Source organism: Streptomyces sp. NPDC031670 (genome assembly GCF_055580545.1).
The window spans coordinates 123208-147065 of the sequence record NZ_JBVILC010000017.1; the positions used below are offsets into that span (position 1 = coordinate 123208).

At 72.7% G+C, this 23858-nt stretch carries 19 protein-coding genes; 11 read left to right on the plus strand and 8 right to left on the minus strand.

Annotation, left to right across the window (positions count from 1 at the left end; genetic code table 11):
* Window positions 1-52: 52 nt before the first annotated feature.
* A complete protein-coding gene (locus ACZ5ID_RS27830) occupies window positions 53-1438 on the minus strand; it encodes an APC family permease (RefSeq protein WP_468903197.1) in 1386 nt (461 codons plus the stop codon).
* 72 nt (window positions 1439-1510) lie between these two features.
* Between ACZ5ID_RS27830 and ACZ5ID_RS27835 the strand changes: the two genes are divergently transcribed.
* Both ACZ5ID_RS27835 and ppgK read left to right on the plus strand, forming a co-directional pair.
* Window positions 1511-2500 (plus strand): 4-hydroxy-3-methylbut-2-enyl diphosphate reductase, encoded by a 990-nt coding sequence (locus tag ACZ5ID_RS27835; RefSeq protein WP_467871790.1) that lies wholly within the window; start codon window positions 1511-1513, stop codon window positions 2498-2500.
* A 56-nt stretch (window positions 2501-2556) separates the two neighbouring features.
* Window positions 2557-3297 carry a polyphosphate--glucose phosphotransferase gene (gene ppgK / locus ACZ5ID_RS27840; protein WP_468903200.1) on the plus strand — a complete coding sequence of 247 codons (741 nt, stop codon included), beginning with the start codon at window positions 2557-2559 and terminating at the stop codon, window positions 3295-3297.
* Window positions 3298-3542: 245 nt separating this feature from the next.
* On the opposite strand, the gene ACZ5ID_RS27845 is transcribed toward ppgK, so the two are convergent.
* On the minus strand, window positions 3543-4142 hold the full coding sequence (locus ACZ5ID_RS27845; protein ID WP_468903203.1) for a DUF6542 domain-containing protein: 600 nt from the start codon (window positions 4140-4142) through the stop codon (window positions 3543-3545).
* Window positions 4143-4391: 249 nt separating this feature from the next.
* Between ACZ5ID_RS27845 and ychF the strand changes: the two genes are divergently transcribed.
* Window positions 4392-5480 (plus strand): redox-regulated ATPase YchF, encoded by a 1089-nt coding sequence (gene ychF, locus ACZ5ID_RS27850; RefSeq protein WP_406553063.1) that lies wholly within the window; start codon window positions 4392-4394, stop codon window positions 5478-5480.
* Between the two features lie 60 nt (window positions 5481-5540).
* Here ychF and ACZ5ID_RS27855 read toward each other — a convergent pair whose 3' ends face one another.
* The 3 genes from ACZ5ID_RS27855 to ACZ5ID_RS27865 form a co-directional block, all read right to left on the minus strand.
* On the minus strand, window positions 5541-7421 hold the full coding sequence (locus ACZ5ID_RS27855; RefSeq protein ID WP_468903206.1) for a DNA/RNA helicase domain-containing protein: 1881 nt from the start codon (window positions 7419-7421) through the stop codon (window positions 5541-5543).
* A gap of 110 nt (window positions 7422-7531) precedes the next feature.
* Window positions 7532-9589, minus strand: a complete 2058-nt coding sequence (locus ACZ5ID_RS27860) for a DUF2075 domain-containing protein (RefSeq protein WP_468903208.1) — start codon at window positions 9587-9589, stop codon at window positions 7532-7534.
* A 163-nt stretch (window positions 9590-9752) separates the two neighbouring features.
* On the minus strand, window positions 9753-10736 hold the full coding sequence (locus ACZ5ID_RS27865) for a DUF6408 family protein (RefSeq protein WP_468903211.1): 984 nt from the start codon (window positions 10734-10736) through the stop codon (window positions 9753-9755).
* Between the two features lie 119 nt (window positions 10737-10855).
* On the opposite strand from ACZ5ID_RS27865, the gene ACZ5ID_RS27870 reads away from it, so the two are divergent.
* On the plus strand, window positions 10856-11797 hold the full coding sequence (locus tag ACZ5ID_RS27870) for a carbon-nitrogen hydrolase family protein (protein ID WP_468903213.1): 942 nt from the start codon (window positions 10856-10858) through the stop codon (window positions 11795-11797).
* Between the two features lie 36 nt (window positions 11798-11833).
* Here ACZ5ID_RS27870 and ACZ5ID_RS27875 read toward each other — a convergent pair whose 3' ends face one another.
* Window positions 11834-13006, minus strand: coding sequence for a threonine synthase (locus tag ACZ5ID_RS27875; protein WP_468903216.1), 1173 nt, complete (start codon window positions 13004-13006; stop codon window positions 11834-11836).
* 163 nt (window positions 13007-13169) lie between these two features.
* Between ACZ5ID_RS27875 and ACZ5ID_RS27880 the strand changes: the two genes are divergently transcribed.
* The 6 genes from ACZ5ID_RS27880 to ACZ5ID_RS27905 all read left to right on the plus strand — a co-directional run bounded on the left by ACZ5ID_RS27880 (window position 13170) and on the right by ACZ5ID_RS27905 (window position 19732).
* Window positions 13170-14438, plus strand: coding sequence for a DUF4190 domain-containing protein (locus ACZ5ID_RS27880; RefSeq protein ID WP_468903218.1), 1269 nt, complete (start codon window positions 13170-13172; stop codon window positions 14436-14438).
* 147 nt (window positions 14439-14585) lie between these two features.
* The gene (locus tag ACZ5ID_RS27885; RefSeq protein ID WP_468903220.1) at window positions 14586-15338 is read left to right on the plus strand and encodes a GntR family transcriptional regulator; all 753 of its coding nucleotides are present in this window, start codon (window positions 14586-14588) and stop codon (window positions 15336-15338) included.
* 282 nt (window positions 15339-15620) lie between these two features.
* The gene (locus ACZ5ID_RS27890; protein ID WP_468903222.1) at window positions 15621-15800 is read left to right on the plus strand and encodes an SPOR domain-containing protein; all 180 of its coding nucleotides are present in this window, start codon (window positions 15621-15623) and stop codon (window positions 15798-15800) included.
* Window positions 15801-15891: 91 nt separating this feature from the next.
* Window positions 15892-16314, plus strand: coding sequence for a (deoxy)nucleoside triphosphate pyrophosphohydrolase (locus tag ACZ5ID_RS27895; protein ID WP_468903225.1), 423 nt, complete (start codon window positions 15892-15894; stop codon window positions 16312-16314).
* A 290-nt stretch (window positions 16315-16604) separates the two neighbouring features.
* On the plus strand, window positions 16605-17000 hold the full coding sequence (locus ACZ5ID_RS27900) for an ATP-binding protein (protein WP_406552010.1): 396 nt from the start codon (window positions 16605-16607) through the stop codon (window positions 16998-17000).
* A gap of 167 nt (window positions 17001-17167) precedes the next feature.
* Window positions 17168-19732, plus strand: coding sequence for a SpoIIE family protein phosphatase (locus ACZ5ID_RS27905; protein WP_468903227.1), 2565 nt, complete (start codon window positions 17168-17170; stop codon window positions 19730-19732).
* 91 nt (window positions 19733-19823) lie between these two features.
* Here ACZ5ID_RS27905 and ACZ5ID_RS27910 read toward each other — a convergent pair whose 3' ends face one another.
* On the minus strand, window positions 19824-20540 hold the full coding sequence (locus ACZ5ID_RS27910) for a PspA/IM30 family protein (protein ID WP_468903229.1): 717 nt from the start codon (window positions 20538-20540) through the stop codon (window positions 19824-19826).
* Window positions 20537-22549, minus strand: a complete 2013-nt coding sequence (locus ACZ5ID_RS27915; protein WP_468903231.1) for a TPM domain-containing protein — start codon at window positions 22547-22549, stop codon at window positions 20537-20539. Before ACZ5ID_RS27915 ends, ACZ5ID_RS27910 begins: the two co-directional genes overlap by 4 nt.
* Window positions 22550-22688: 139 nt before the next feature.
* Between ACZ5ID_RS27915 and ACZ5ID_RS27920 the strand changes: the two genes are divergently transcribed.
* Window positions 22689-23747 (plus strand): glycosyl hydrolase family 18 protein, encoded by a 1059-nt coding sequence (locus ACZ5ID_RS27920; RefSeq protein ID WP_468903233.1) that lies wholly within the window; start codon window positions 22689-22691, stop codon window positions 23745-23747.
* Window positions 23748-23858: the final 111 nt, after the last annotated feature.

Below are 23858 nucleotides of genomic sequence, written 5' to 3' on the forward strand. Positions count from 1 at the left end.
AGGCTAACGGCCCCCACTGACAGCCCGCCCCGAACGCGCGGCCGGTGCCCGGCTAGCGCACCCGGCCGAACCGTTCCGCCCCTTGCACCATCAGCACCCCGATCCCGAGCACCAGCCAGACGAGCCCGACCACCTGCGCCGTACGGGTCGCCTCCCACATCACCGCCACGATCACCGCCGCGCCGAGCAGCGGCAGCACCACATGCGTCAGCCAGTTGGGCTCGCCCGCGCGGCGCCGTACCGCGTACCAGCCGATCACCGAGGCGTGCAGCAGCAGGAACGCCGTCAGCGCGCCCATGTCGACCACCGACACCAGATGGTCCATGCCGTCGTCGCGCCGGGCCGCCCAGACCGCGGCGACCAGCGTCACCGTCGCCGCCACCAGCAGCGCCGCGCGCGGTACGCCCGAGTCCGTGCGCGCCAGGACCTTCGGCAGCCGCCGTTCGCGCGCCATCGCGAACACCAGCCGCCCCGCCGCGGCCTGCCCCGCCAGCGCCGCGAACGCCGCCCCGATCGCCTTGCTCACCGCCACCAGGTCGTGCAGCCAGGTGCCGACGGACGCCTCCACGGTGTCGTAGAAGGCCGAACCCTGCCGGCCGGGATCGTCCGCCAGCGCGGCCGACGGCGTCGGCTCCAGGAGCGCGGCCAGATACGTCTGCGCCACGAACAGCACGCCCGCCAACGCCAGACAGAACAGCACCGCGCGCGCGACCTTCTCCGAGCCCCCCGTCACCTCCTCCGCGAAGGAGGCGATCGCGTCGAAGCCCAGATACGAGAGCACCGCCACCGAGACCGCCCCGAGCACCGCCGCGAGCGAGAACCCGGCGTCCCCGGCCAGCGGCGACAGCCAGTCGCGCCGCGCCCCGTCCCGTACGAGCACGACGGACGCGGCGACCACGAACACCACCAGGACGGCGATCTCCATCGCCAGCACCGCGAACCCGACCCGCGCCGCCGCCCGTACGCCCCAGAGGTTGAGCGCGGTGGTGACCACCACGGCCAGCACGGTCCACACCCACCGGGACACCTCCGGGACCAGCGAGTGCATCGCGATCCCCGAGAAGAGGTACGCGACGGCCGGGATCAGCAGGTAGTCGAGCATCGCCATCCACCCCGCGACGAACCCGGCCCCCTCGCCGAGCCCCACGCGCGCGTAGGCGAAGACCGAGCCCGCCTGCGGGACGACGCGCACCATCTGGGCGTAGCTGGAAGCGGTGAACGCCATGGCGACCGTGGACACGATGTAGACCAGGGCCACCGCGCCGTGCGACTTCGCGTCGAGCGTGCCGAAGATGCCGACGGGCGCCATGGGGGCGATGAACAGCAGCCCGTAGACCACGAGGTCACGGAAGCCCAGACTGCGCCGCAGGCCGCCGTCCCGTGGCGCCCGCGACCCGCGCACCCCGCCTGTCGCGCCTTCTTCGCGCTGCGCACCCATGCGGCCAGTGTCGTCGGACCGGCGGTCTTTGGCCCGCCGGGCAGGCCAGGGGTGTCGGACCCCGGCCGTACCATGGACCGCATGACTGCAACGCCTGCCCGCCGTGTCCTGCTCGCAGCACCCCGTGGCTACTGCGCGGGTGTGGACCGCGCCGTGATCGCCGTCGAGAAGGCCCTGGAGCAGTACGGGTCGCCGATCTACGTGCGCCACGAGATCGTCCACAACAAGTACGTCGTGCAGACGCTGGAGAAGAAGGGCGCGATCTTCGTCGAGGAGACGGCGGAGGTCCCCGAGGGCTCGATCGTCATGTTCTCGGCGCACGGCGTGGCGCCGACCGTGCACGAGGAGGCGGCCGAGCGCAAGCTCGCCACCATCGACGCGACCTGCCCCCTGGTCACCAAGGTGCACAAGGAGGCCGTCCGCTTCGCCAAGGAGGACTACGACATCCTCCTGATCGGCCACGAGGGCCACGAGGAGGTCATCGGCACCTCCGGCGAGGCCCCCGACCACATCACGCTGGTCGACGGCCCCAAGGACGTGGCGAACGTGGAGGTCCGCGACGAGTCGAAGGTCGTCTGGCTCTCCCAGACCACCCTCTCGGTCGACGAGACCATGGAGACGGTGGACGCCCTCAAGCAGAAGTTCCCGCTGCTGGTCTCCCCGCCGAGCGACGACATCTGCTACGCCACGCAGAACCGCCAGATCGCGGTGAAGCAGATGGGCGAGGACGCGGACCTGGTCATCGTCGTCGGCTCCAAGAACTCCTCGAACTCGGTCCGCCTGGTCGAGGTCGCCCTCGGCGCGGGCGCGCGCGACGCCCACCTGGTGGACTTCGCCGACGAGATCGACGAGGCGTGGCTGGAGGGTGTCACCACGGTCGGCCTCACCTCCGGCGCCTCCGTCCCCGAGGTCCTGGTCGACGGCGTCCTGGAATGGCTCGCCCAGCGCGGCTTCGAGGACGTGGAGATCGTCAAGGCGGCCGAGGAGTCGATCACGTTCTCGCTGCCGAAGGAGCTGCGCCGCGATCTGCGTGCCGAGGCGGCGGAGCTGTCCGGGAATTAGCCCTGGTCAAGCGGTTCTGTGGGTGACTGTCAGTGCCCGCCCGTAACGTGGGGTCCATGAACGTGTTCGGAGTGGACATCGGCGGGTCCGGGATCAAGGGTGCTCCCGTGGACCTGGAGCGCGGCGACCTGACCCAGGAGCGGTTCAAGGTCCTCACCCCGCACCCCGCGACGCCGGAGGCGGTGGCGGAGGGCGTCGCGGAGGTGGTCGCCCAGTTCGGCTGGTCGGGCCCGGTCGGCGTCACCTTCCCAGGTGTCGTCACGGGCAACACGATCCGCACGGCGGCCAACGTCGACAAGGCCTGGATAGGCGTGGACGGCGCCCAACTGCTCACCGACCGCCTGGGCGGCCTGCCGGTGACGGTGATGAACGACGCGGACGCGGCGGGCGTGGCCGAGATGAGCTTCGGCGCGGGCCGGGGCCGCAAGGGCACGGTGATCCTGCTGACGTTCGGTACGGGCATCGGCAGCGCCCTCTTCCTCGACGGCCGCCTCGTGCCCAACACCGAGCTGGGCCACCTTGAGCTGCACGGCCACGACGCGGAGAAGCGCGCGTCGACCAAGGTCAAGGAGGACGAGGACCTCAGCTGGTCCCACTGGGCCCACCGCGTCCAGAAGTACCTGGCCCATGTGGAGATGCTGTTCTCGCCGGAGCTCTTCATCATCGGCGGTGGAGTGAGCCGCAAGGCGGAGAAGTTCCTGCCGCTGATCGAGGGGATCCGTGCGGAGATGGTCCCGGCGGAGCTGCAGAACAACGCGGGGATCGTGGGGGCGGCGATGACGGCGGCGCGGCGGTAGCCACGGGGGCGCGCCCGTGAGGGGCGCGCCCCGCTGGTGGCGGGCGGGGTGCGGCGGGCCGAGGGGTGACCGTATGGCCTGCTGCCCTGCCCTGCCCTGCCCCAGCGCCCGGAGACCCGTGGCGACCCTCAGCACCCCCTGGCGGTCCACGGCGTGCCCCGGACGGCGGCGGGAGCCGGGGAACGGCGGCGGCCACCCCGGGCGGTGAGGACTCCGAACGACAGCGGCGTGCCCCGGGGTGGTTCCTAGCGCCGGGGCCCGGGACCGGCGGGCCGGGCGGTCCGCCGCCCCATCAGCCGCAGCTTCCGTACGCTCGCGATCACACCCGCCACCAGCGTCCCGCCGTAGAGCCAGCCCGCGTGCAGGGCGAGGGCGGTGACCACGGCCATGGCCTGGCCGCCGATACCGCCGGAGCCGCCCGCGATGGGCACGATGCCGAAGGCGAAGGCGATCGGGACGCTGATGGGGGCGCTGACCAGGTCGGCCGGGCGCACCCAGAGCGCGGTGACGGCGCTCACCGGCAGGAACAGCACCCCGTACACGGCGGGCGAGCCGTCGAAGATCAGCCAGTCCAGACAGCCGACCAGGAACATCACGGCGGCGGAGAAGAGCCCGCCGCCGAGGCTGGTGAGGCGCGGCTGGGGGAGCCGGCGCAGGGCGAGCACGAATGGCGGGGCGGGCCGGGCCGCCACCTGGTAGACGGCCGCCGCCTCCCCGGCGGGGACGGGCGGTCCGAGCGGGGCCCGGCCGGGGGTACGGCCGGGCGCGCCCGTGCCCGCGGCCGGGCCGTCGGCGGTGCGTGCTCGTTGTCCGGGCTGCGGGGTGCGCGTCCTGTATTGCTCCACCGCACCAACGTAGGTCGCAAGAGGGGAGGAACGACCCGTGGGACACGCCCTTTGGGTGACCTTGGCGTTGCGTTCGACGCGAAACCGACCCTCGGGGCGGTAGGGAGGGGCCGGGCCGGGACCCGACGAGGGCCGTCGCCGACGGCACGGCGCGCCCGTAAACTGGTGAGTCGGCCCCCATCCGCGGGGGCGTCGGCCCCCGCCCCGGGGGCGGACGGACCATCACCCTCGTACCGGGAAGTCGCCAACGTGTCGCTCACGATCGGAATCGTCGGTCTGCCGAATGTCGGCAAGTCGACCCTGTTCAACGCCCTGACCAAGAACGACGTACTGGCGGCCAACTACCCGTTCGCCACCATCGAGCCGAACGTCGGCGTCGTGGGCGTCCCGGACGCCCGCCTCCACAAGCTCGCCGAGGTCTTCAGCTCGCAGCGCGTGCTCCCGGCGACGGTCGACTTCGTCGACATCGCCGGCATCGTGCGCGGCGCCAGCGAGGGCGAGGGCCTGGGCAACAAGTTCCTGGCCAACATCCGCGAGTCGGACGCGATCTGCCAGGTCATCCGCGCCTTCAAGGACGAGAACGTCGTCCACGTCGACGGCAAGGTGTCCCCGAAGGACGACATCGAGACGATCAACACCGAGCTGATCCTCGCCGACCTCCAGACCATCGAGAAGGTCCTGCCGCGCCTCCAGAAGGAGTCCCGGATCAAGAAGGACGTCGCCCCCAAGGTGGCGGCGGTCGAGGCGGCCAAGGAGATCCTGGAGAAGGGCGACACGCTCTTCTCGGCCGGGATCGTCCAGGGCTCGGAGAAGGCGGAGCTCCTCCACGACCTGCACCTCCTCACGGCGAAGCCGTTCCTCTACGTCTTCAACGTCGACGAGGACGAGCTCACCGACGACGCCTTCAAGGCCGAGCAGCGCGCCCTGGTGGCCCCCGCCGAGGCGATCTTCCTCAACGCCAAGCTGGAGCAGGACCTCGCCGAGCTCGACGAGGCGGACGCGCTGGAGCTGCTCCAGTCCGTCGGCGCCGAGGAGCCGGGCCTGGCCACGCTGGCCCGCGTCGGTTTCGCCACCCTCGGCCTCCAGACGTACCTGACGGCCGGCCCGAAGGAAGCGCGCGCCTGGACGATCAAGAAGGGCGCGACGGCCCCCGAGGCGGCCGGTGTCATCCACACCGACTTCCAGAAGGGCTTCATCAAGGCGGAGGTCATCTCCTTCCACGACCTCATCGAAACCGGCTCGGTCGCCGAGGCCCGCGCGAAGGGGAAGGCGCGGATGGAGGGCAAGGAGTATGTGATGCAGGACGGGGATGTGGTGGAGTTCCGCTTCAACGTCTGATCCTCCCCGCTACGCCGGAAGGGGGCCGCGCTCGTCGGGCGCGTGGCCCCCTTCCGTGTGTCACGCGGGCACGAGACTCGACGCCGAGCCCGCCAGCTCCCGTAGCTTCTCGCGCGTCTCGGGGTCGGTCGCGTAGACCACCGTCCCGATCATTCCCCGGGTCAGCAGGACTTTGTACGTGTTGCGGATCAGCCGGTTCACGTCCGCGTCCGGAGTCGACTTCTTGAAGACGGGGTCCTTGGAGGCTGTGCGGTCGGTGATCCAGCGGTCGCCGCGCCACACCAGGTCGGGGCCGATGATGACGCCGCTCCAGTCGTACTCGAAGCCCTGTGCCGTGTACACGCAGCCCACCTGTCCAAAACCGGCAGGGTCGGTCGCCCACAGCGCGGCCGGAGGGGCGCCGTCGACGGCGCGGTCACCGAAGACGTTCCAGGGCCGGGCCCATTCACCGACCACGACGTCGGCGGGGAGTGCCTGCCCGGGCGGCACTTTCTTCGTCCACTTCCAGCAGTAACCGGCTGACATACGCGCGCTGTACTTCCGCGTGCGGCGCTCGTCGAGGAAGGCCTCCATCTCCTGCGGACTGTCCGCCAGCAGGAGCTGCATCTTCCCGTCCGGCTCCCAGGTCACGGGGCCGCCCGGTTCGAGCCCCAACAGCCGCACCACCCACCGCAGATACGCGTCGCTGCCACCACACCGGAACTGGCTGTCCAAGGGCACCACCTGGCAGCGAATCCCCTTCTTCGCGGCTGCCGCCTCGATTTCCGCGACCGTGCCCATCTCGCCGGGCCGCACGACCTGATGCTCGTCCAGCAGGAACACCGGGACGCGCGCGGCGTCGATGAGCTCCTCGATCTGGGATTTGCCGGTGCGGTTCGACGCCGAGGTGTAGCGGTTGGCCGAGGTCTCGCGTATGCGGTGGGCCTCGTCGCAGATCAGGACGTCCAGTCCATTGCGCTCAGCGGTCATGAAGCTGTTGAAGTACTTGAAGAGCTCCTTCACCTCACGTTTCCGGGCGCCCGCGACCTTGCGCATGGTCGTCGTGAACGAACTGGAGCCCGTCGCGTGGAGCGCGGTGACGCCCTGCCGGTAGAGCTCGCCGAGGAGCGACAGCGCGATGACGCTCTTGCCGGTTCCGGGGCCGCCCGTCACGATCACGACTTCCTTGTGGTCGGCCCGCTTGGCGCGGCGAACGGCGTTCAGGACCTCTCGGTACGCGATCTGCTGCTCGTCCAGCAGCACGAACTGCTCGCGCTCGCGCACCTCCTGGGCGGCCACTGCCATGAGCTGCTTGGACGGGCCGATCTTCCCGCTCATGAGTTCGTCCGCGGCTCCGGCTCCGGACTCGGAACCCAGTCTCGTACGCAGGTAGTCGATGAACTCCCCGCGGCGTGCACCGATGAAAAGCCGTCCGTGCTGGTCCTGCTCGGCTTCGAAGAGCCCACTGACACCGAACTCGGTGGCGTTGTGCAGATACGCGGCGCCGCTGACACGTTCCGGGTGCGCGGCCAGTGTTCCGTTGAAGGAGATGAGGTACTCGCAGTAGCCGCGCACCTGGTTGACGGGGTTCAGTACCGCCCTCGTATACGCGTCGACGCGGCACAGCGACGGGTCGTCGTCGTCCGGTTCGGCGCTGCTCCACTGTTTCAGCTCCACCACGACGTACGACGGCACACCTGTCTTGGGGTGCACCCCGGCGAGCACGGCGTCGGCCCGCTTGCTGTTCAGCGGCAGCCCGTACTCCAGCAGCATCTCGACCTGTCCGAGCCCCGCGTCGTTGAGCGCGTTCGCCAGGACGGGAATGCTCCGCTCCCACGAGCGGACCTCGGACGAACCCGGCTTGTGGCCGTGCACGTGCACGAACTGCTCCGTCAGACGGAAGAAGAGAGCACCGGAGAGGCACTCGGCGGCGACCGCGGCGGCGGAGTCGCGGAACAGCAAGGAATGCCCCCAGGCAGCACGAAGGAACTCGTGCGGGTGGGGGCATGTCCTCGGTGACTCCGTCGGGCGGAGCGGAAGCCCGGCGGGCCGCAGCTACGACGGGATCAAGATTACCTGTGATGTCTGCGGTAGGCGGGGGGCAGCTGTGATCCCTCGGCAGTGAGCTGCGGCTGGGCGCCGTTGTAGTGCTGCATACCGATGGAAGCCGGGATCAGCCTGCGCAGTGCGTTCTGGGTCTGCGGGTCGCAGGCATAGACCACTGTGCCCACGACGCCGCGGGTGAGGAGTACGTGGTAGGCGTTGCGGATGCACCGGGTGACGGTGGTGTCGTCGACCTGACCACGGAAGGCGGGGTCGCGGGACGCGGTCCGGTCCACGGTGAACTCGCCGTCGCGGAAGACCAGGTCGGGGCCGATGATGACGCCGTTCCAGTCGTACTCGAAGGTCTGCGCCGTGTAGACGCAGCCAATCTGCCCGATGCCCCGGGGATCCGTCGACCAGAAGTCCGACCTCGGTGCGTTCGGCACGCTGTGCTGCGGCTTCACGTTCCATGGCTGACACCAGTCCTCGATGTGCACGTCGTCGACGAGCCGTCCTTCGTCCGGGTTGCTCCACGGCCAGCAGAAGCCCGCCGTGATGCGTGCCGTAGCTCCCTCGGCGGCACGTTCGCGGATGAACTGCCCCATCCGCCCAGGGGAGTCGACGACCGTGAGCGCCATCCGCCCGTCCGGCGTCCACACCACCGGATCCGAGACGTCCAGCCCCAACAACTGCTGGACCCAGCGCTGGTACCGCTTGCTGCCGCCGGCCCGGAACGTTCCTTCCAGGTCCGTCACCTCAACCAGACAACCGAGCTCCTCGGCCAGCCCTGCCAGGTAGCGAGCCGAGCCCACCTCGTCCGGGCGGATCGACTGGTGGTCGTCGAGCAGAAAGATCGGCACCTTGGCGGCCTTGATCAACTCGGTCGCCTGCGGCCGGCCGTCGTCCCGTAGCTCGGTCGGCATCCACTGGTGTGTCGAACTGCGCCGCAAGCGGTGTGCTTCGTCGCAGATGAGGACATCGAGACTGTCCGGTGGCGTGTCGGTGAAGCTGTTGAAGTACCGGTACAGCCGGTGGGCGGCGCTGCGCTTGGCCGACACCTGTCCGCGGCGTGCCGTGCTGAGCATGATCTCGCGCAGGGTCTCCGTGTACGCATGGGATCCGCTGGCCAGGACCGCTTCGCGACCCTTGAGCCCGAGCGCGCGCTGCAGCTCCAGAGCCACGGCGCTCTTGCCGCTGCCGGGGCCCCCGCGCAGGATGTACACGCGTTTGCGGTCTGGACCGGGGGCCGGGCTGTGGGCGGTGTCCGGGTCGTAGAAGAGCCCGACGTCGAGGCTGGTACGGGGAGCTGTCTTTTCCAGGTGACGGGTGATCCGGTCGACGGCGACGTACTGCTCGTCGAGGAGGGTGAGTCCGCCGCCTGTGACGGACCGTTGCCGCGCGACATCGGTGACCTTGAGCAAGGGGTCGCGGCGGTCCTGCTCAAGCGCGTATGCGGCCCGCTTCCCGGACGCGGCGGAGAACCGTGAGGTGAGGACTCGACGGAACCGGTCCAGGTCGTCAAGGGTGTAGAGGAAACCGTGGTCGCTCTCAGGCAGGTCGAACAGCGCCTCCACGTCCGCGTCCCGCGCGTTGTGCAGCAGAGCCACCCCCATCAACGATTCGTCGCTCTCCCTGAGATGGGGTAGGTAGCGCATCATGTACTCGCAGTAGCGCTGGACCTGGCGAACGGGGTGCAGCTTGTTCTTCCCATCGCCGAACCCGAGATCGACGGCGATCGGGCAACGGGGATCGACCGTGGCGTGCCGTACCTGCTTCAGCTCGACCGCGAGGTAGGAGTCGGTGCCCGTGCCGGGGTGCTGGCCGCACAGCACCAGGTCAACTGCGCAGTTGGTGTGGGGCAGCGCGAACTCGACCTGTATTTCCACCGCACCGAGACCGCAGTCCAGCAATGCCTCGACCACTACGGGGATGCTGTTGTTCCAGGAGGCGACATCGCCCTGGTCGGCAGCCCTCCCCCGGTCCTTGGAATGCTTGTCGATGAGCCGCTCGGTGAGCGGGAGGTACGCCGCTCCCGCCCGGGCAACGCTGAGTTGCCCGAATTCGGCTGCGGACAGTTGCAGGAGCACGAAGGTTCCCCAGGCACGAGATGACTCGTGCGGGTGGGGGCATGTCCTTCGTGACTCCCCCGGGGGAGAGCGGAAGCCCGTCGGGCCGCAATGACAGTCCGTAGATTAACGCGCGCCGCGGCGGGTGAGGGCGGGCCCCCGGGGGCCCGCCCGCCGCCAGGGCTCAACCGAGGCGGTGCACCACGGCCTGCGCCAGCGCCCACATCAGGTTCGAGCCGAAGCTCGCCGTGATGCCCACCAGGACGTCACGGACCCAGTTGCGGCGCTTGGGCGTGTACTCGACTGCAGCCATACGAATGCGTCCCCTTCGGTTGTGACCGGTGACGGTTGCCGGATGACTCCCGCCGGGAGCGCACCGAGGGTCCGCGTCACCGAACCGAAAGGCCTTCGTCTTCGCAGGCCGCGTCTTGCACATCCTCCGGGGAGGACACGCGGTGCGGAACAACGCTAGCTCACGAGTGGGCTTTCCTGCCAAGGAGTTGAGGCCGACGGGGCGCATCGAGCCGGTGCGCGGGACGGTGGTAGCAGGGCGTCGGCATCCACCGCGCCGGGCCACATCCTCAGCAGGACGGCGCGAGCATAGGCTCGAACCCGCCCCCGTCCTCGCCCGGGACATACGGCAGGAACCCGTCCGCCACCGTCCGGGCCGCTGTCGCCAGGAGACGGTCCAGGACCTCCGGCACCGTGGCCGGCGGGAGCCGTAGGGCAGTGAGGAGGCGGTCGCGGGTCGTGGGGGGAGTGCGATCGGTTCGATCACGTCGGTACGGGCGAGGTCGAACTCGCCGTCGCACTCCAGGTATGCGGCGGCCTCGGGATGCGCGGCGATCCTGCGGAGCAGGGCGTCGTCGGCGAGGGCCGTCGGGTTGAGGGTCGTGGCCAGCGCCGCGGTGAGTGGCTGCCCCGCCAGGACGTGGCGTACGGCCTCCAGCGGGACGTGGCGTTCGTAGCAGTCCTCGAAGTGTGCCCGCGCGGCCTCGGCGGAGCGGTCCGTCAGGAGCGGGAAGGGGAAGCCGGAGCCGTCCGGGTCGTCGCGGCCCGGGGGGAACTCGATCGCGGTGCCCGTGCGCCGGACGGCGAGCGCGCGCAGATGGGAGCGGAGCTCGGCCGGGTCGGGGAGGAGGGCGGCGATCTCGTGCACGGTGCTCATGTCTCATGAAAGCAGGCGGCACTGACAACGCCCGTGCCCCTGGTGAGCTTCTCGGGAGTGCCCCGGTTCACGCCGAACCACAGAGCCAGGACCAAGCCCGGCCGTGATCGAATTCCCCCGTGACCGAAACCGCGACCGTGACCCAGACCGCGACCGCCACCCCCTTCCCCCTCCCCCCGCACCCCCTCCGCATAGCCACTGCCCAGGCCCCTGTCGTCCCCGGTGACGTCCTCGCCAACGCGGGCACCGTCGCCCGGCTCGTCCGGGAGGGTGGGGCGGGTGGGGCGCGGGTCGTCGTGTTCGCCGAGAAGTTCCTCAGCGGGTACGAGCCCGAGCTCATCCGGGCCGAGCCGGAGCGGTGTGCCGTCGGCGGGGCCGGGGATCCTCGGCTCGGCGTGGTCGTGGACGCCTGTCGGGAGAGCGGGGTCGTCGCCGTCGTGGGAGCCGCCGTGTACGACGCCGGCGAGCTGTACGTCTCCGCCCTCGTCCTCGACGGGTCCGGCGTCCTCGCGCGCTACGACAAGCAGACGCTCTTCAAGTCCGAGCGTGCCGTCTACCGGCCCGGCTCCGGCGGTCTCACCCTCGACGTCGACGGGTGGCGGCTCGGTCTCGGGGTCTGTTACGACTCCGGCTTCCCCGAGCACGCGCGCGCGGCGGCGCTGGACGGCTGTCACGCGTACGTGGTGGGCGCCCTGTTCGGCGTCGGCAACGGGTACCACGAGTCGCGGGTCTGGTTCCCCGCGCGGGCCCTCGACAACACGGTGTACGCGGTGCTCGCCAACCACGTCGGACGTACGGGGGAGTGGGACACCTGCGGGAGCAGCGCCGTGTGGGGGCCGGACGGGCGCCTCGTCGCCGAGGCCGGCCCGCACGCCGAGGAGATCGTCTGGGCGGATCTGGACCCGGCGGCCCTGAACGCCGCCCGGGAGGCCGAGCCGATGCTCAAGGATCTGCGCCAGGACGCCGGGGCGCCGCCCCGGCGAACCGTACGCGCGGCAAGTGCGGCAGGCGCATCGAGCGCGGAAGGTGCATCGAGTGCACCAAGTGCGGCGACCCCGTAGCCCCGTACACCCCGCAACCCCTCACCCCTGCACCCCCTACCCCCCCACCCCCGTCTTCAGCCCCGCCCCGCACAACGGCACCACCGCATCCCCGCCCCGCAGTACCTCCGGCTCCGCGCCCACCGCCGCCCAGCACGCCACGCCGGTCGACTCCACGTACAGGCCGCGTCCCGCCAGGTCCCGTTGGGCCGCCGCGATCTGGTTCTCCGTCACCGTCAGGAACGTGCCGCCCGATTCGCGTACCGCTCGTAGGATCTGGCGGCCCCGGGGCGGGTGGGGGATCGCGATTCCCTCGGCGAGGGTGTCGGCCGCCGCCGTCTCAGGCGCCGGCTCGTCCGCGCCCGCCCGGAACGCCGCCGCCAGCGGTGACACCGCCTCCGCCTGGACCGCGATCAGGGCGGGGCGCTCGGCGATCAGGCCGTGCGCGTGCAGCTCGGCCGTGGCCAGGGCGGCGCCGAGCAGCAGGGTGCCGTTGCCGACCGGCACCACGATCGAGGCGGGGAGCCTGCCGCCCAGGTCCTCCCACAGCTCGTAGACGTACGTCTTGGTGCCGTGCAGGAAGTACGGGTTGAAGACGTGCGAGGCGTAGAACGTGCCGGGGGTGTCGGCCGCGGTCCGGGCGGCGCGGGCGGTGGCCTCCCGGTCGCCGGGGACGCGCTCGACCCGGGCCCCGTGCGCCGCGATCTGCTCGACCTTCTTCGGCGAGGTGGCCTCGGGCACGTACACCGTGCACGGCAGTCCGGCCCGTGCCATGTACGCGGCGACCGACGTCCCCGCGTTGCCGCTGCTGTCGGCGATCACGCGCTCCGGGGCCAGCCGCCGCGCCAGCTCGGCGAGCACGACCGCGCCCCGGTCCTTGAACGACAGCGTCGGCATCAGGAAGTCCAGCTTCGCCGAGACCCTGTCGTCCAGCGGCACCAGCGGCGTGCGGCCCTCGCCCAGTGTGACCGGCGGCGGGCCGTCGAGGGGCAGGGCCTCCGCGTACCGCCAGAGCGAGTTCACGCGCCCGGCCAGGGACTCCCGGCGTACGGCCCCGGCGGTGAAGTCCAGGTCCCACGGGCCTGCGCACGCCGGACAGCACCAGGGGGCGGCTGCCTCCACGGGGACCCGGGTGCCGTCCTGCGGGCAGCGGTACGCCGCCGTGGCGCCCGCTCCGAGGTGCTCGGCGGGCCCGGAGGGCGCGGGATGCCGTGTGTTCGTGTGTGTCATACAGCGACCCTAGAGCGTGCGCTGTGACAGGCCGTCAGGTCCGCCGGTCCGTGGGCCGCCGGGTGCCGCGGAAGCCCGTGGTCCGCCCCGCGGTCGCCCCTCCCCGCCCCCGCGTACGATTTCGCGCAGCAGTTCGTCTGACCTCGACGAGGAGCCCCCGCCCGTGGACATACCGCCGCCGCCCGCGCCCGAGCCGCCCGCGCAGCCGGGCCAGGGCCACGGCCCCGGCTGGCCACCGCCCCACCCCGGGACGCAGCAGCCCTGGTACCCGTATCCGCAGTCGTACCCGCAGCCGTTCCCGCAGCCCGCCGGGACCAGCGGTCTGGCCATTGCCTCGCTGGTCACCGGCATCCTTTGCTGTGTGCCGCCGCTCGGGCTCGTCCTGGGGGTGCTCGCCCTGGGGCGGATCCGGAAGAAGGGGCAGCGCGGCAAGGGCATGGCGATCGCCGGTGTCGTGCTGTCCTCGGTCAGTACGGTCCTCGCCGTCGTCCTGGTGGTGACGGGTGCGGCGAGCGCGTTCTGGGACGGGGTGCGCGACGGCATCGACGACGCCAGGAGCACCCGCAGCACCCAGGACCTGCGCAGGGGCGACTGCTTCAACGTCCCCGGCGGTGAGCTGGAGGCCGAGATCGTCCATGTGGTCGTCGTGCCGTGCGCCGAGCCGCACGACGGCGAGGTCTCCGGCTCCTTCACGGTGGAGGGCGCCACCTTCCCCGGCGAGAAGGCGGTCACCGCGCTCGCCGACCGCAGGTGCTGGTACGTCGAGCAGGAGTACGCGCTCGACAGCTGGGCGCTGCCGGTGGAGGCCGAGTCGTACTACTACACGCCCAGCAGCCGCGGCTGGCGGCTCGGCGACCGCACGGTCACCTGCTCCTTCGCCACCACCAGCGGCAAGCTCAAGGGCTCGGTGCGCAACGACGCCCGCCGGCTCGACGCCGACCAGGTGACCTATCTGCGCTCCGCCAACGCCTATGACCGGGTGCTGGCGGCCGGTCCCGACGAGGACCGGGTCGAGGACGATCTGCCCGCCTTCAAGGAGTGGGCCGGGCGGGTCTCGCAGGTGCTGGAGCAGGAGAGCGTACGGCTGCGCGGGCGGAGCTGGCCCGCCGCCGCGGAGGCGCGGGTGAGCGCCCGTACCAAGGAGATGGAGGCGGCGGGCAGGGAGTGGGCGAAGGCGGCCGTCTCGTCCGACGCCGCCGCCTTCTATGTGCACTCGGGCGCCGCGGACCGCGCCCTGCGCCAGGAGACGGAGATCGCCGCCCGCCGCGCGCTGCGCCTGGCCGCCACCCCGCCCGACACCGACTCCGGCGGCGCCGACGGCGGGACGGGCAGTGGGAGGGGCGGCGGGGGCACCGGCAGCGGCGGCACCGAGGACGGTCCGGACCCGGGCCCGGAGAATGAAACCGGAAGCGGCGGTTCCAAGTCGGTCTGAGAAGGGTCCGGGACGGGTAGCCCTACTCGCGGTATCCGCTGGGCACGGAGAGGGTCATCACTTCGGGTGAAAGTCTGGCCATGGCTTGCCGCGCACAACCCACGGTTGCCACGCTGTTGCAGTCTGTCAACCTGATGGGAGTGGCCAGTGACTTTCGGTGAGCAGCCGGCTTATCTGCGCGTAGCCAGCGATCTCCGGCAGAAGATCGTCAGTGGCTCACTGCCGCCGCATACCCGCCTGCCCTCACAGGCCCGTATCCGTGAGGAGTACGGCGTCTCCGACACGGTCGCCCTGGAGGCGCGCAAGGTCCTGATGGCCGAGGGCCTGGTCGAGGGCCGCTCCGGGTCGGGTACGTATGTGAAGGAGCGCCCCGTCCCGCGCCGGGTGGCCCGCTCCGGGTTCCGCCCGGCGAAGGGGGCCAGCCCGTTCCGCCAGGAGCAGGCCGAGGACGGCACCCGGGGCACCTGGGAGTCGAGCAGCGAGCAGGAGGCGGCGTCCGCCGAGATCGCCGAGCGGCTCGGCATCCGCCCCGGCGACCGCGTGATGCGCACCCGGTACGTGTACCGGGACGCGGGCGAGCAGATGATGCTCTCCACGTCCTGGGAGCCGCTCGCGGTGACCGGGCGCACCCCCGTGATGCTGCCCGAGGAGGGGCCGCTCGGCGGGTGCGGGGTGGTGGAGCGGATGGCGGCCATCGATGTGGTGGTGGACAACGTGGTGGAGGAGGTCGGCGCGCGCCCGGGGCTGGCGGAGGAGCTCATGGCGCTCGGCGGGGTCCCGGGCCATGTGGTGCTCGTCATCGAGCGCACGTACTACGCGTCGGGCCGCGCGGTGGAGACGGCCGACGTCGTCGTCCCCGCCGACCGCTACCGGATCGCCTACCACCTGCCGGTGAAGTGACGATCTGACGCCCGCCGGTGACGTGCTCCGCCGCCGGTGACGTGCCCCGCTGTCGGTGGCGGGCGGAGCGCCGGGGCGGGGCTGATTCGGCGTCAACTTCCCTGACGGGGGCGCACTCCACGGAGTGCGCCCCCGTCGCTCTCTTCCCCTGTGGCCGGATCCGTATCTCTTCGTAAAAACACGGATCCGCTGAGTGAAGGTCAGGCGTAGGCTCGGGCATATGCGGAATGCGGTTTCCTGGGGATCTTCACCGACCTGCACGCCGACAGCGGGAGGGGCGCGATGAACGACGGTGGCGTGGTGCTTTCCTGGCAGGTCATACGGCAGGACGACAACGGCAACCGCTACCGCGTCGGACGGTACGCCACCCGGGCCGAGGCCCAGAAGATCGTCGACAGCCTCGACGACCTGGGACATCACCGGCACTACTGGGTCGAGCGGGTCGCCCAGCCGGCGCAGTAGCGAGAGACCCGGCGTGGGGCGGCCGGGGAGGCGGGGCCCGGTCGCGGGCCGCCGGACCGGACCGGCCCCGGCGCGGGTTACGCTCCGGCGCATGGATGTTCGCGTGGTGGTCGCCGGAGCCGTTCTCGACCGGGGCAGGCTGCTCGCCGCGCGCCGCAGCGCCCCGCCCGAGCTGGCCGGACGCTGGGAGCTCCCCGGCGGCAAGGTGGAGCCGGGCGAGCGCCCCGAGGACGCCCTGGTGCGCGAGCTGCGCGAGGAACTGGGCGTGGAGGCCGAGCCGCTGGAGCGCATCGCGGGGGAGTGGCCGCTCAAACCCGGACTCGTCCTGCGGGTGTGGACCGCCCGGCTGGTCTCCGGCGAGCCCGAGCCGCTGGAGGACCACGACGAGCTGCGCTGGCTCGGCCCCGACGAGACCGACCAGGTCGACTGGCTGCCGCAGGACCGCCCGGCGGTGGCGGAGGCGGCGCGCCTGCTCGCGCGCGGCGCCGGGGCGGGGCGCGGGGCCGGGGCATAGGGCTGGGGCATAGGGCTGAGGCGCAGGACTGGGGGTAGTAGGGCTGCGGCGCAGGCGTAGGACTGCGGCGCAGGGCTGGGCACAGGGCTGGGGCGCAAGGCCGGGGCGCAGGGCCGGGGCGTCGGGGCGTACGGGCGCACGGAGTCGCCGAAACGCACTCCCTCCCCCTCGGCCCCTACGCCGTACGTGCCACCATGCGCCCCACCAGGGGATAGGTGGACCTACATATCGGGTATGTGGCTATTAATCCTTCCAAACCCCCCGAAGAGTCGGACGCGGGTGAGAGCGGCGTGATCGACACATCCGGCGGCTGCGCCGAGTGGACCTTTCCGGCGGAGGCCAACGCCGTGCGCACCGCGCGCCACGCCGTCCGGGACACTCTGCGCGGCTGGGAGCTGGATCCGCCCGTCTGCGATGTGGCGGTGCTGCTGGTCAGTGAACTCGTGACCAATTCCCTGCGGTACGCCTCGGGCCCCATCGGCGTCCGGATGGTCCGGCTGGACCCCGGCGCCCTGCTGGTGGAGGTCTCCGACCCACTGCCCGAGGAGCCCGTCGAGCGGGACGCAGGACCGGACGACGAGGGGGGCCGCGGCCTTCAGCTGGTGGCATGTTCCGCACGGCGCTGGGGGACCAGGCGCGGCAGGACGGGCAAGACCGTGTGGTTCGAGCTGGCCCTGCCGGGTTAGAAGGAGGGAGGGACGAACGATCACCCCCGTCCGGGCGGCGTGCCCGGAATGCGGCCGGAAAAGAACGAGACCGGGATGTGATCGTGAACGCCGTGTCGGTGGCGGCCGTAGTACTGAATACTGCGGTCAAGGCCGGTCCGGTGCGGTGAGCTGGAGGGGACGGTCGCGTGAGCGAGATACCTGGGACGGCGGGCGGCGTCGTGTGGCAGAGCAGTCCGCCTGGCTCGATCTATGACTACATCAGGGTCGCCTCGTTCTCGATCGGGCCCGACGGGCTGGTCGAGCAGTGGAGCCGGCGGGCCGAGGAGCAGTTCGGGCTGTCCGCCCGCGAGGTCGTGGGACTCGACCCGGTCGACGCCTTCATGCCGCCAGAGCTGCGCTCCCAGGGCCACCGCCGGGTCGCCGAGATCCTGGACGGGCGCGAGTGGACCGGGCTGGTCCCCTTCCGTACGCCCGAGGGGCAGGGGCGGCACGGGCTCGCCGAGCTGTATGTGATGCCCAGTGAGACGGCGGCCGGGGAGCGCGGCGCGCTCTGTATCGTCGTCGACGTCCGGGCGCTGCGCGGGATAGAGACCGACCTCGCCGCCTCGCAGGCCATTTTCGGTCAATCTCCCTTCGGTTTCCTGCTGTTCGACACGGACCTCACCGTCCTGCGGGCCAACCGGCGCTTTGCCACCGTCTTCGGCGGCGAACCGGACGAACACCGCGGCCGGACCGTCCACGACTATCTGGGCCGCGCCGAGGCCGACCGGATGGCCGCCGCGCTGCGGCGCGTCCTCGACACCGGCGAGGCCGTCACCGACCTCCAGCTCGTCGGCACCGCCCCCGGCGACCCCGCCCGCCGGCACTGGTCGATCAACCTCTACCGGGTGCACAGCGGCACCGGCCGGCCCATCGGCGTCGCCAGCCTCGGCATCGACGTGACCCGCCGCCACAACGCCGCCCGCGAGGCCGCCGACGCCCGCCGCAACCTCGCCCTCCTCAACGAGGCGGGCAACCGCATCGGCAACTCCCTCGACCTGGAGACCACCGCCCGCGAACTCCTCGACGTCTCCGTCCCCGGCTTCTGCGACCTGGCCTCCGTCGACCTCTACCAGGCGTTGCTGGCCGGGGACGACGCCATCCAGAACCGCGTCGACGGCAAGGCCGAGCTGCGCCGGGTCGCCTTCGCGAGCGCCGTCTCCGACGCGCCGCCCACCCTCACCGGCGGCACCCCCCAGCCCTCGTCGGTCTCCGTCGGGGACGTCCACCGCTACCCGTTCCACTCGCCCTGCGCCGCCGCCCTGCGCACCGGTCGGCTGCGTGCCGTACCGGGCGACGAGGGGAGCCTGGTGCACACCACGCTCGCCGTCCCGATGGTCGCCCACGACACCGTCGTGGGCCTGGTCCAGTTCTCCCGCGCCAAGGGCAGCGAGCCCTTCGGCGAACGCGACCGCGCCCTCGCCACCGAACTCGCCTCCCGCGCCGCCGTCTGCATCGACAACGCCCGCCTGTACCGGAGGGAGCACGAACGCGCGCTGATACTCCAGCGCTCCCTCCTCCCGCCCGGCGACCCCGAGGCCGCCGGGCTGGACATCGCCTGCCGCTATCTGCCGGGCAACGCCGCCACCGAGGTGGGCGGCGACTGGTTCGACGTCATCGAACTGCCCGGCCACCGCACCGCGCTGGTCGTCGGCGACGTGATGGGCCGCGGTCTGCGGGCCGCCGTCGCCATGGGTGAACTGCGCACCGCCGTACGGACCCTGGCCATGCTCGACCTGGAGCCCGCCGAAGTGCTCTCGCACCTCGACGAGATCGCCCGGGGCCTGGGCGACCCCGGCGGCCCCGACCGCACGGGGGCCGGCAACCGGCGCGGTCGCCCCGGCTCCCGCTCCGCCCACAAGTCCCGCGAGGCCGACCTCTCCGAGGTCTACCTGGCGACCTGTGTGTACGCGGTGTACGACCCGGTGACGCGGCGCTGCTCCATCGCCAACGCGGGCCATCTGCCGCCGGTCCTGGTCGAGCCGGGCGAGCCCGCCCTGTTCCTGGACATGCCGCCCGGGCTGCCGCTGGGCGTGGGCGGCGAGCCCTTCGAGGAGATCGAGGTCGACCTTCCCGAGGGCACCCTCCTCGCGCTCTACACCGACGGCCTCGTGGAGTCCCGCGACCACCCCCTGGACGAGGGCCTGCGGGCCTTCCGCAAGGCCATCAGCGACCCGGTCGCGGGCCTGGAGGACGTCTGCGACCAGGTCCTCAACACCCTCGACACCCGCCATGGCGAGGACGACATCGCCCTGCTCATGGCCCGTATCCAGGGCCTGCCCACGGACGCCGTCGGCGACTGGCGGCTGCCGCGCTCACCGCGCTCGGTCGGCCGCGCCCGCGAGCTCGCCCGCACCCAGCTGCTCGCCTGGGACCTCGACGACCTCGTCGACACCACCGAGCTGCTGGTCAGCGAACTCGTCACCAACGCCCTGCGGTACGGCGAGGGCGAGGTGCGGCTGCGGCTGCTGCGGGACCGCACGCTCGTCTGCGAGGTGTGGGACGCGGGTCTGGTCCAGCCCAGACGGCGGCGGGCCCGGGACACCGACGAGGGCGGCCGGGGGCTCCAGCTCGTCGGCCTGCTGAGCGCGGCGTGGGGCTCGCGCCGCACCCCGCGCGGCAAGACGGTCTGGTTCGAACTCGCGCTCCCCGACGGCGATTCCACCCCGGCCGCCGAGCTCACGGAGGAACAACTGCTCAGCATGTACTGACCCGGGGTCCCACGGCGGCCAGGTCACGGGCCCCCGGCGGCCCGGGGCCCCGGCCCCGGGCGGGCCGTCCGGGCGCGACGCCTGTCCGGCCCTACGTCGTTGCCTTCAGCGCCGCCAACCGCGCCTCCACCTCGGCCGTCTCGCCCGGCGCGTCCAACTGCTCGAACTGGGCGTCCAGCGACGAGGCGGCGAGCCGCCCCCCGCCCCGCGCCCGTGCCTCCTCGCGCCGCAGCTTGTCCTCGAAGCGGTGTATCTCGTACGCCGGGTCGAGCAGGTCGACGCTGCCCAGCCCGTCCGGCGCCCGGTCCGGGCCGCCCGCCGAGGCGGTCCCGGCCGCCAACTCGGCCTCCTCCGCCAGCAGGACGTCCAGCTGGGACTTCATCCGGACCAGCCCCGACCTGAGCCTGTCCACCACTTCCTTCTGCGCGGCGATCACCGGATCCGCCGCCCGCGCCTCGTTCTCCGACCGCACCTGTCTGCCCAGCGCCACCTTGGCGAGGTGGTCGAACCGGTCGGCCTCCTTCGCCGCCCCGCCCGCGCGCAGCCCGTCGGCCTTCCTGCTGGCGGCGACCGCCTGGCCGCCCCACTCCCTGGCGGCGGCCAGGTCCTCGCCCCGGTCGGCCTCCAGAAGCCGCAGCTCGCGCAGCGCCGAGGCGGCGGCCCGCTCCGCCTCCGCGATATTGCCCGTGTACTCCCGTATCAGCTCGTCCAGCATCTTCCGCGGGTCCTCGGCCTGGTCGAGGAGCGCGTTGACGTTTGCCTTCGCCAGCCGGCCGACCCGGCCCAGTACCGACTGCCTGTCGCTCATGGCTCTTCTCCTTGCCCCGAAGGGTCCCCGTGCTCCGGGCGCTCCGGAGACTTCCCGGTCCCCCCGGAGTTCCCCGGCCCGTCCTCCTCGACGGTCGCGTCCGCGTCCGCGAGGGCGAGTGCCCGCCGCGCCAGGGCGCCCGCCCGCAGTACCTCCGCGAGGGCGCCCCGTACGTCCGGTACGGCCGTTCCGGCGGCCCGGTCCAGGTGGCGGCGGGCCTCCGCGAGCCGGGTGCGGGCCGCGGCGCCGACCGCGTCCCGGTGGGCGGCCACGCGGTCGTCGGCCGCCGCGACGGCCGAGCGGGCCGTGAACGCCGCCCGGTCCAGGAGCGCGCGGGCGTGCTCCACGCCGCCCTCGCGCTCCCGTACGCCCAGGGCGGTCAGGGCCTCGCCGAGGGCCGCGTCCGCCTCGGTGACCCGGCGCAGCGCGTCGAGCGGGTCGTACGGGCCGGCCGCGCGCGCCCGTCCCACGCCGATGAGCACCGCCTCGGCCCGGGCGATACGTTCCGGCAGGGCGGCGGGGGCGGGGTGCCCGGCCGTGGCGCCCGGGCCGCGGGCCGCCGCCACCTCCGCCCGCACCCCGGCGAGGGCCGCCGGCAACCGCTGCTCGGCCTCCGCGAGTTCGGCGGCGCGCCGGTCGACCCCGTCCACCAGCGCGGTCACCAGGGCGACGGCGCTCTCGGCGGCGCGCACCTGCGCCGCGGCCTCGCCCCGGTCCTCCTTGTCGAGCGCCTGGCGGGCCGCGTTGAGGGCGGCCGTGGCCGCGACCAGGTGCTCCTTGGCCTCCTCGACATGGTGCGCGACGGGCGCGGTCGCGCCGCGCGCGTAGCGCATGTGCAGCGCGGTCAGGGCCGAGTCCGCCGCGGCGGTGCGCCCGGTGAGCGTACGGAAAGCCGTCTCGACGCCTTCGAGCGCCGGTGCGGGGTCCCGCTCCAGGGCGCGCAGCGCGTCGAAGGCCTCCGCCTCGGCGTCCAGGCGGCGGCCCGCCGCCGCGCACCTGGCGACGATCTCCCGCAGCATCCGGCGCCGCGCCGCGCCGCCCTCCTCGGGCCGCTCCGGCTCGTCGGGCGGGGCCGGCCCCGCCGGAAGCGCGAGTCCCTGCGGCGGCGGGTCGTCGTCGAGCTGCTGGCGCAGCCGGAAGGCGGTGGCCAGTTCGGACCGGGCGTACGCGAGAGCCCCGGTGAAGGGCCGCGTCGCCGCCTCCCCCAACTGCGCGACCGCAAAACCCCGTTCCTCGTCACTCGTTCGTATGGCGTCGTCGGTGGCGACCAGGGTCCGGTCCGTCTCGGCCTCCAGGGCGGCCAGGTCCGGCGGGGCCGTGTCCGGCTCCCACTCGCGCGCGCCCGCGCCCTGGGTGCTCGCGGGTGTCGTCCGGGTGGCGGCCCGCCGCTTCCTGCTGGCGTACGCGTACACGGCGACCGCGCCCGCCGCGGCGAGGACGGCGACGGGCAGGACGTAGTCACCGGCCGCCACGGAACCGTCGCGGCGGCCGGGCCCGGCCAGGGCGGTGTCCAGCCCCTCGGCGGCGCCCACCGCGGCCCCGGCCCAGTCACCGCGCCGCAGGGGCGGCTCCACCGACTCGCGGGCCACCTCGCCGAGCACCTGGTCGCTGAGCCGGAAGTCCTGGTCGACCGAGTACGCGTACTGACGTGTGCCGGTGGCGACGGCCAGCAGGACGTCGTCGCGGCCGAGCCCGTTCAGCTGCGCGGTGGTGTCGGCCCAGTTCTGCGAGGTGCGGCCGGAGAAGTCGTCCACGTACACCGCGAAGAGCCGGACCGAGCGGTCCTCGTGGAGGCGGTCGAGCGCGGCGGCCACCTCGGGCGCGCGGGCGCCCAGCACGTGCGCGCGATCGGTGATCCACCCGCTCGCGGCGAGCGGCACCGGGTCCTGCGCCCGCGCGGAGCCCGCGGCGGGCAGCGCCGCCCAGCACGTGGCGATCAGCACGGCCACCAGGGCCCGGACGGCCCGGACGGCTGAGCGGGGTCCGGTGCGACTGACACGCGGCGTCACATTTGTGAGCGTATGGCGGTATCCGGCGCTCCGCGACCGGGAGGGAGGAGCCGGGACCCGCCGATCCGCGGACCGCTCGTTGGGCAGCGCGCCACCGGGAGGTCATACTTCCACGGCACACTGACAGTCAGGGGTACTCGTGCGGACAGCAATATCGGCCGGAGTCGACGGTCTGCGCCGGTGGTCGCGGCGCCCGGCACGGACGTGGGTGCGGCGTGCCGCGCTGGCGGCCGTGCTCCTCGTGATGGCGCCCATGGTGGTCGGCGCGGTGGCACTGCGCAGCAGCTACGCGGGCGACCCGGGCGACGGCACCAGATCGCGCGGGCGCGACGCCATCTGGCTGGGCCACGCCTGGGTCGACGGCCGCAAGGGCGAGAGCGATCTGGACGCCTTCGCCGCGCGCGTACGGGAGACGGGGATACACGACCTGTACGTCCACGCCGGACCCCTGGAGCACGACGGGACGCTGCGCTCGGACCGCTACCCCAAGGCGCGCTGGCTCGTCGACGGGATGCACCGCAGGCTGCCCGGTGTGCGGGTGCAGGCGTGGCTCGGCGACAAGCTCGCCACCGAGGGCCCCACGGGCCTGCGCCTGGAGCGGGCGGCGACCCGTACCGCGATGGTGGACTCGGCGCGCCACGCCCTGGCGGACGGCGGCTTCGACGGCGTCCACTTCGACCTGGAGCCGATGCCCTCGGGCAACCGCCGGTTCCTCGAACTGCTCGACGCGGTGCGCCCCGTCACGCGCGCGCACCACGCGACGCTGTCGGTCGCCGCGCACCAGATCGACCCGGTGCCCCGGCTGCACTCCGCCGCCGGCAAGATCGCCGGGCACCCGAAGTGGTGGTCGCAGGCGTACTTCGGGCAGGTGGCCAAGCGGGTCGACCAGATCGCGGTGATGTCGTACGACACCTCGATGCCGCTGGAGAGCCTGTACGGCGGCTATGTCGCCCAGCAGGCCTCGCTGGCCCTGGAGGTGACGCCCAAGGACACCGACCTGCTGATGGGGCTGCCGTTCTTCCAGACGGAGACCATGGGCCACCACGCCTCCGCCGAGACGGTCAAGGCGGCGGTGCGCGGGGTGCGGCTGGGCCTGGGCCGCACCGACCGGCACCGCGAGCACTTCGGGGTGGCGCTCTACGTCGACTTCACCGCGCGCGACCGTGACTGGGCCGCGTACGACAAGGGCTGGAACTGAGCGGACGCGGTACGGCGGCGGGGGGGGGGGGGGGGGGGGGGGGGGGGGGGGGGGGGGGGGGGGGGGGGGGGGGGGGGGGGGGGGGGGGGGGGGGGGGGGGGGGGGGGGGGG

Excerpts from the sequence above, each read along its gene's own strand:
- ACZ5ID_RS27835 (WP_467871790.1), top strand. The coding sequence starts at position 1,511 with ATGGACCGCATGACTGCAACGCCTGCCCGCCGTGTCCTGCTCGCAGCA.
- ppgK (WP_468903200.1), top strand. The coding sequence starts at position 2,557 with ATGAACGTGTTCGGAGTGGACATCGGCGGGTCCGGGATCAAGGGTGCT.
- ACZ5ID_RS27865 (WP_468903211.1), bottom strand. The coding sequence starts at position 10,736 with ATGAGCACCGTGCACGAGATCGCCGCCCTCCTCCCCGACCCGGCCGAG.
- ACZ5ID_RS27875 (WP_468903216.1), bottom strand. The coding sequence starts at position 13,006 with ATGACACACACGAACACACGGCATCCCGCGCCCTCCGGGCCCGCCGAG.
- ACZ5ID_RS27895 (WP_468903225.1), top strand. The coding sequence starts at position 15,892 with ATGGATGTTCGCGTGGTGGTCGCCGGAGCCGTTCTCGACCGGGGCAGG.
- ACZ5ID_RS27890 (WP_468903222.1), top strand. The coding sequence starts at position 15,621 with ATGAACGACGGTGGCGTGGTGCTTTCCTGGCAGGTCATACGGCAGGAC.
- ACZ5ID_RS27830 (WP_468903197.1), bottom strand. The coding sequence starts at position 1,438 with ATGGGTGCGCAGCGCGAAGAAGGCGCGACAGGCGGGGTGCGCGGGTCG.
- ACZ5ID_RS27910 (WP_468903229.1), bottom strand. The coding sequence starts at position 20,540 with ATGAGCGACAGGCAGTCGGTACTGGGCCGGGTCGGCCGGCTGGCGAAG.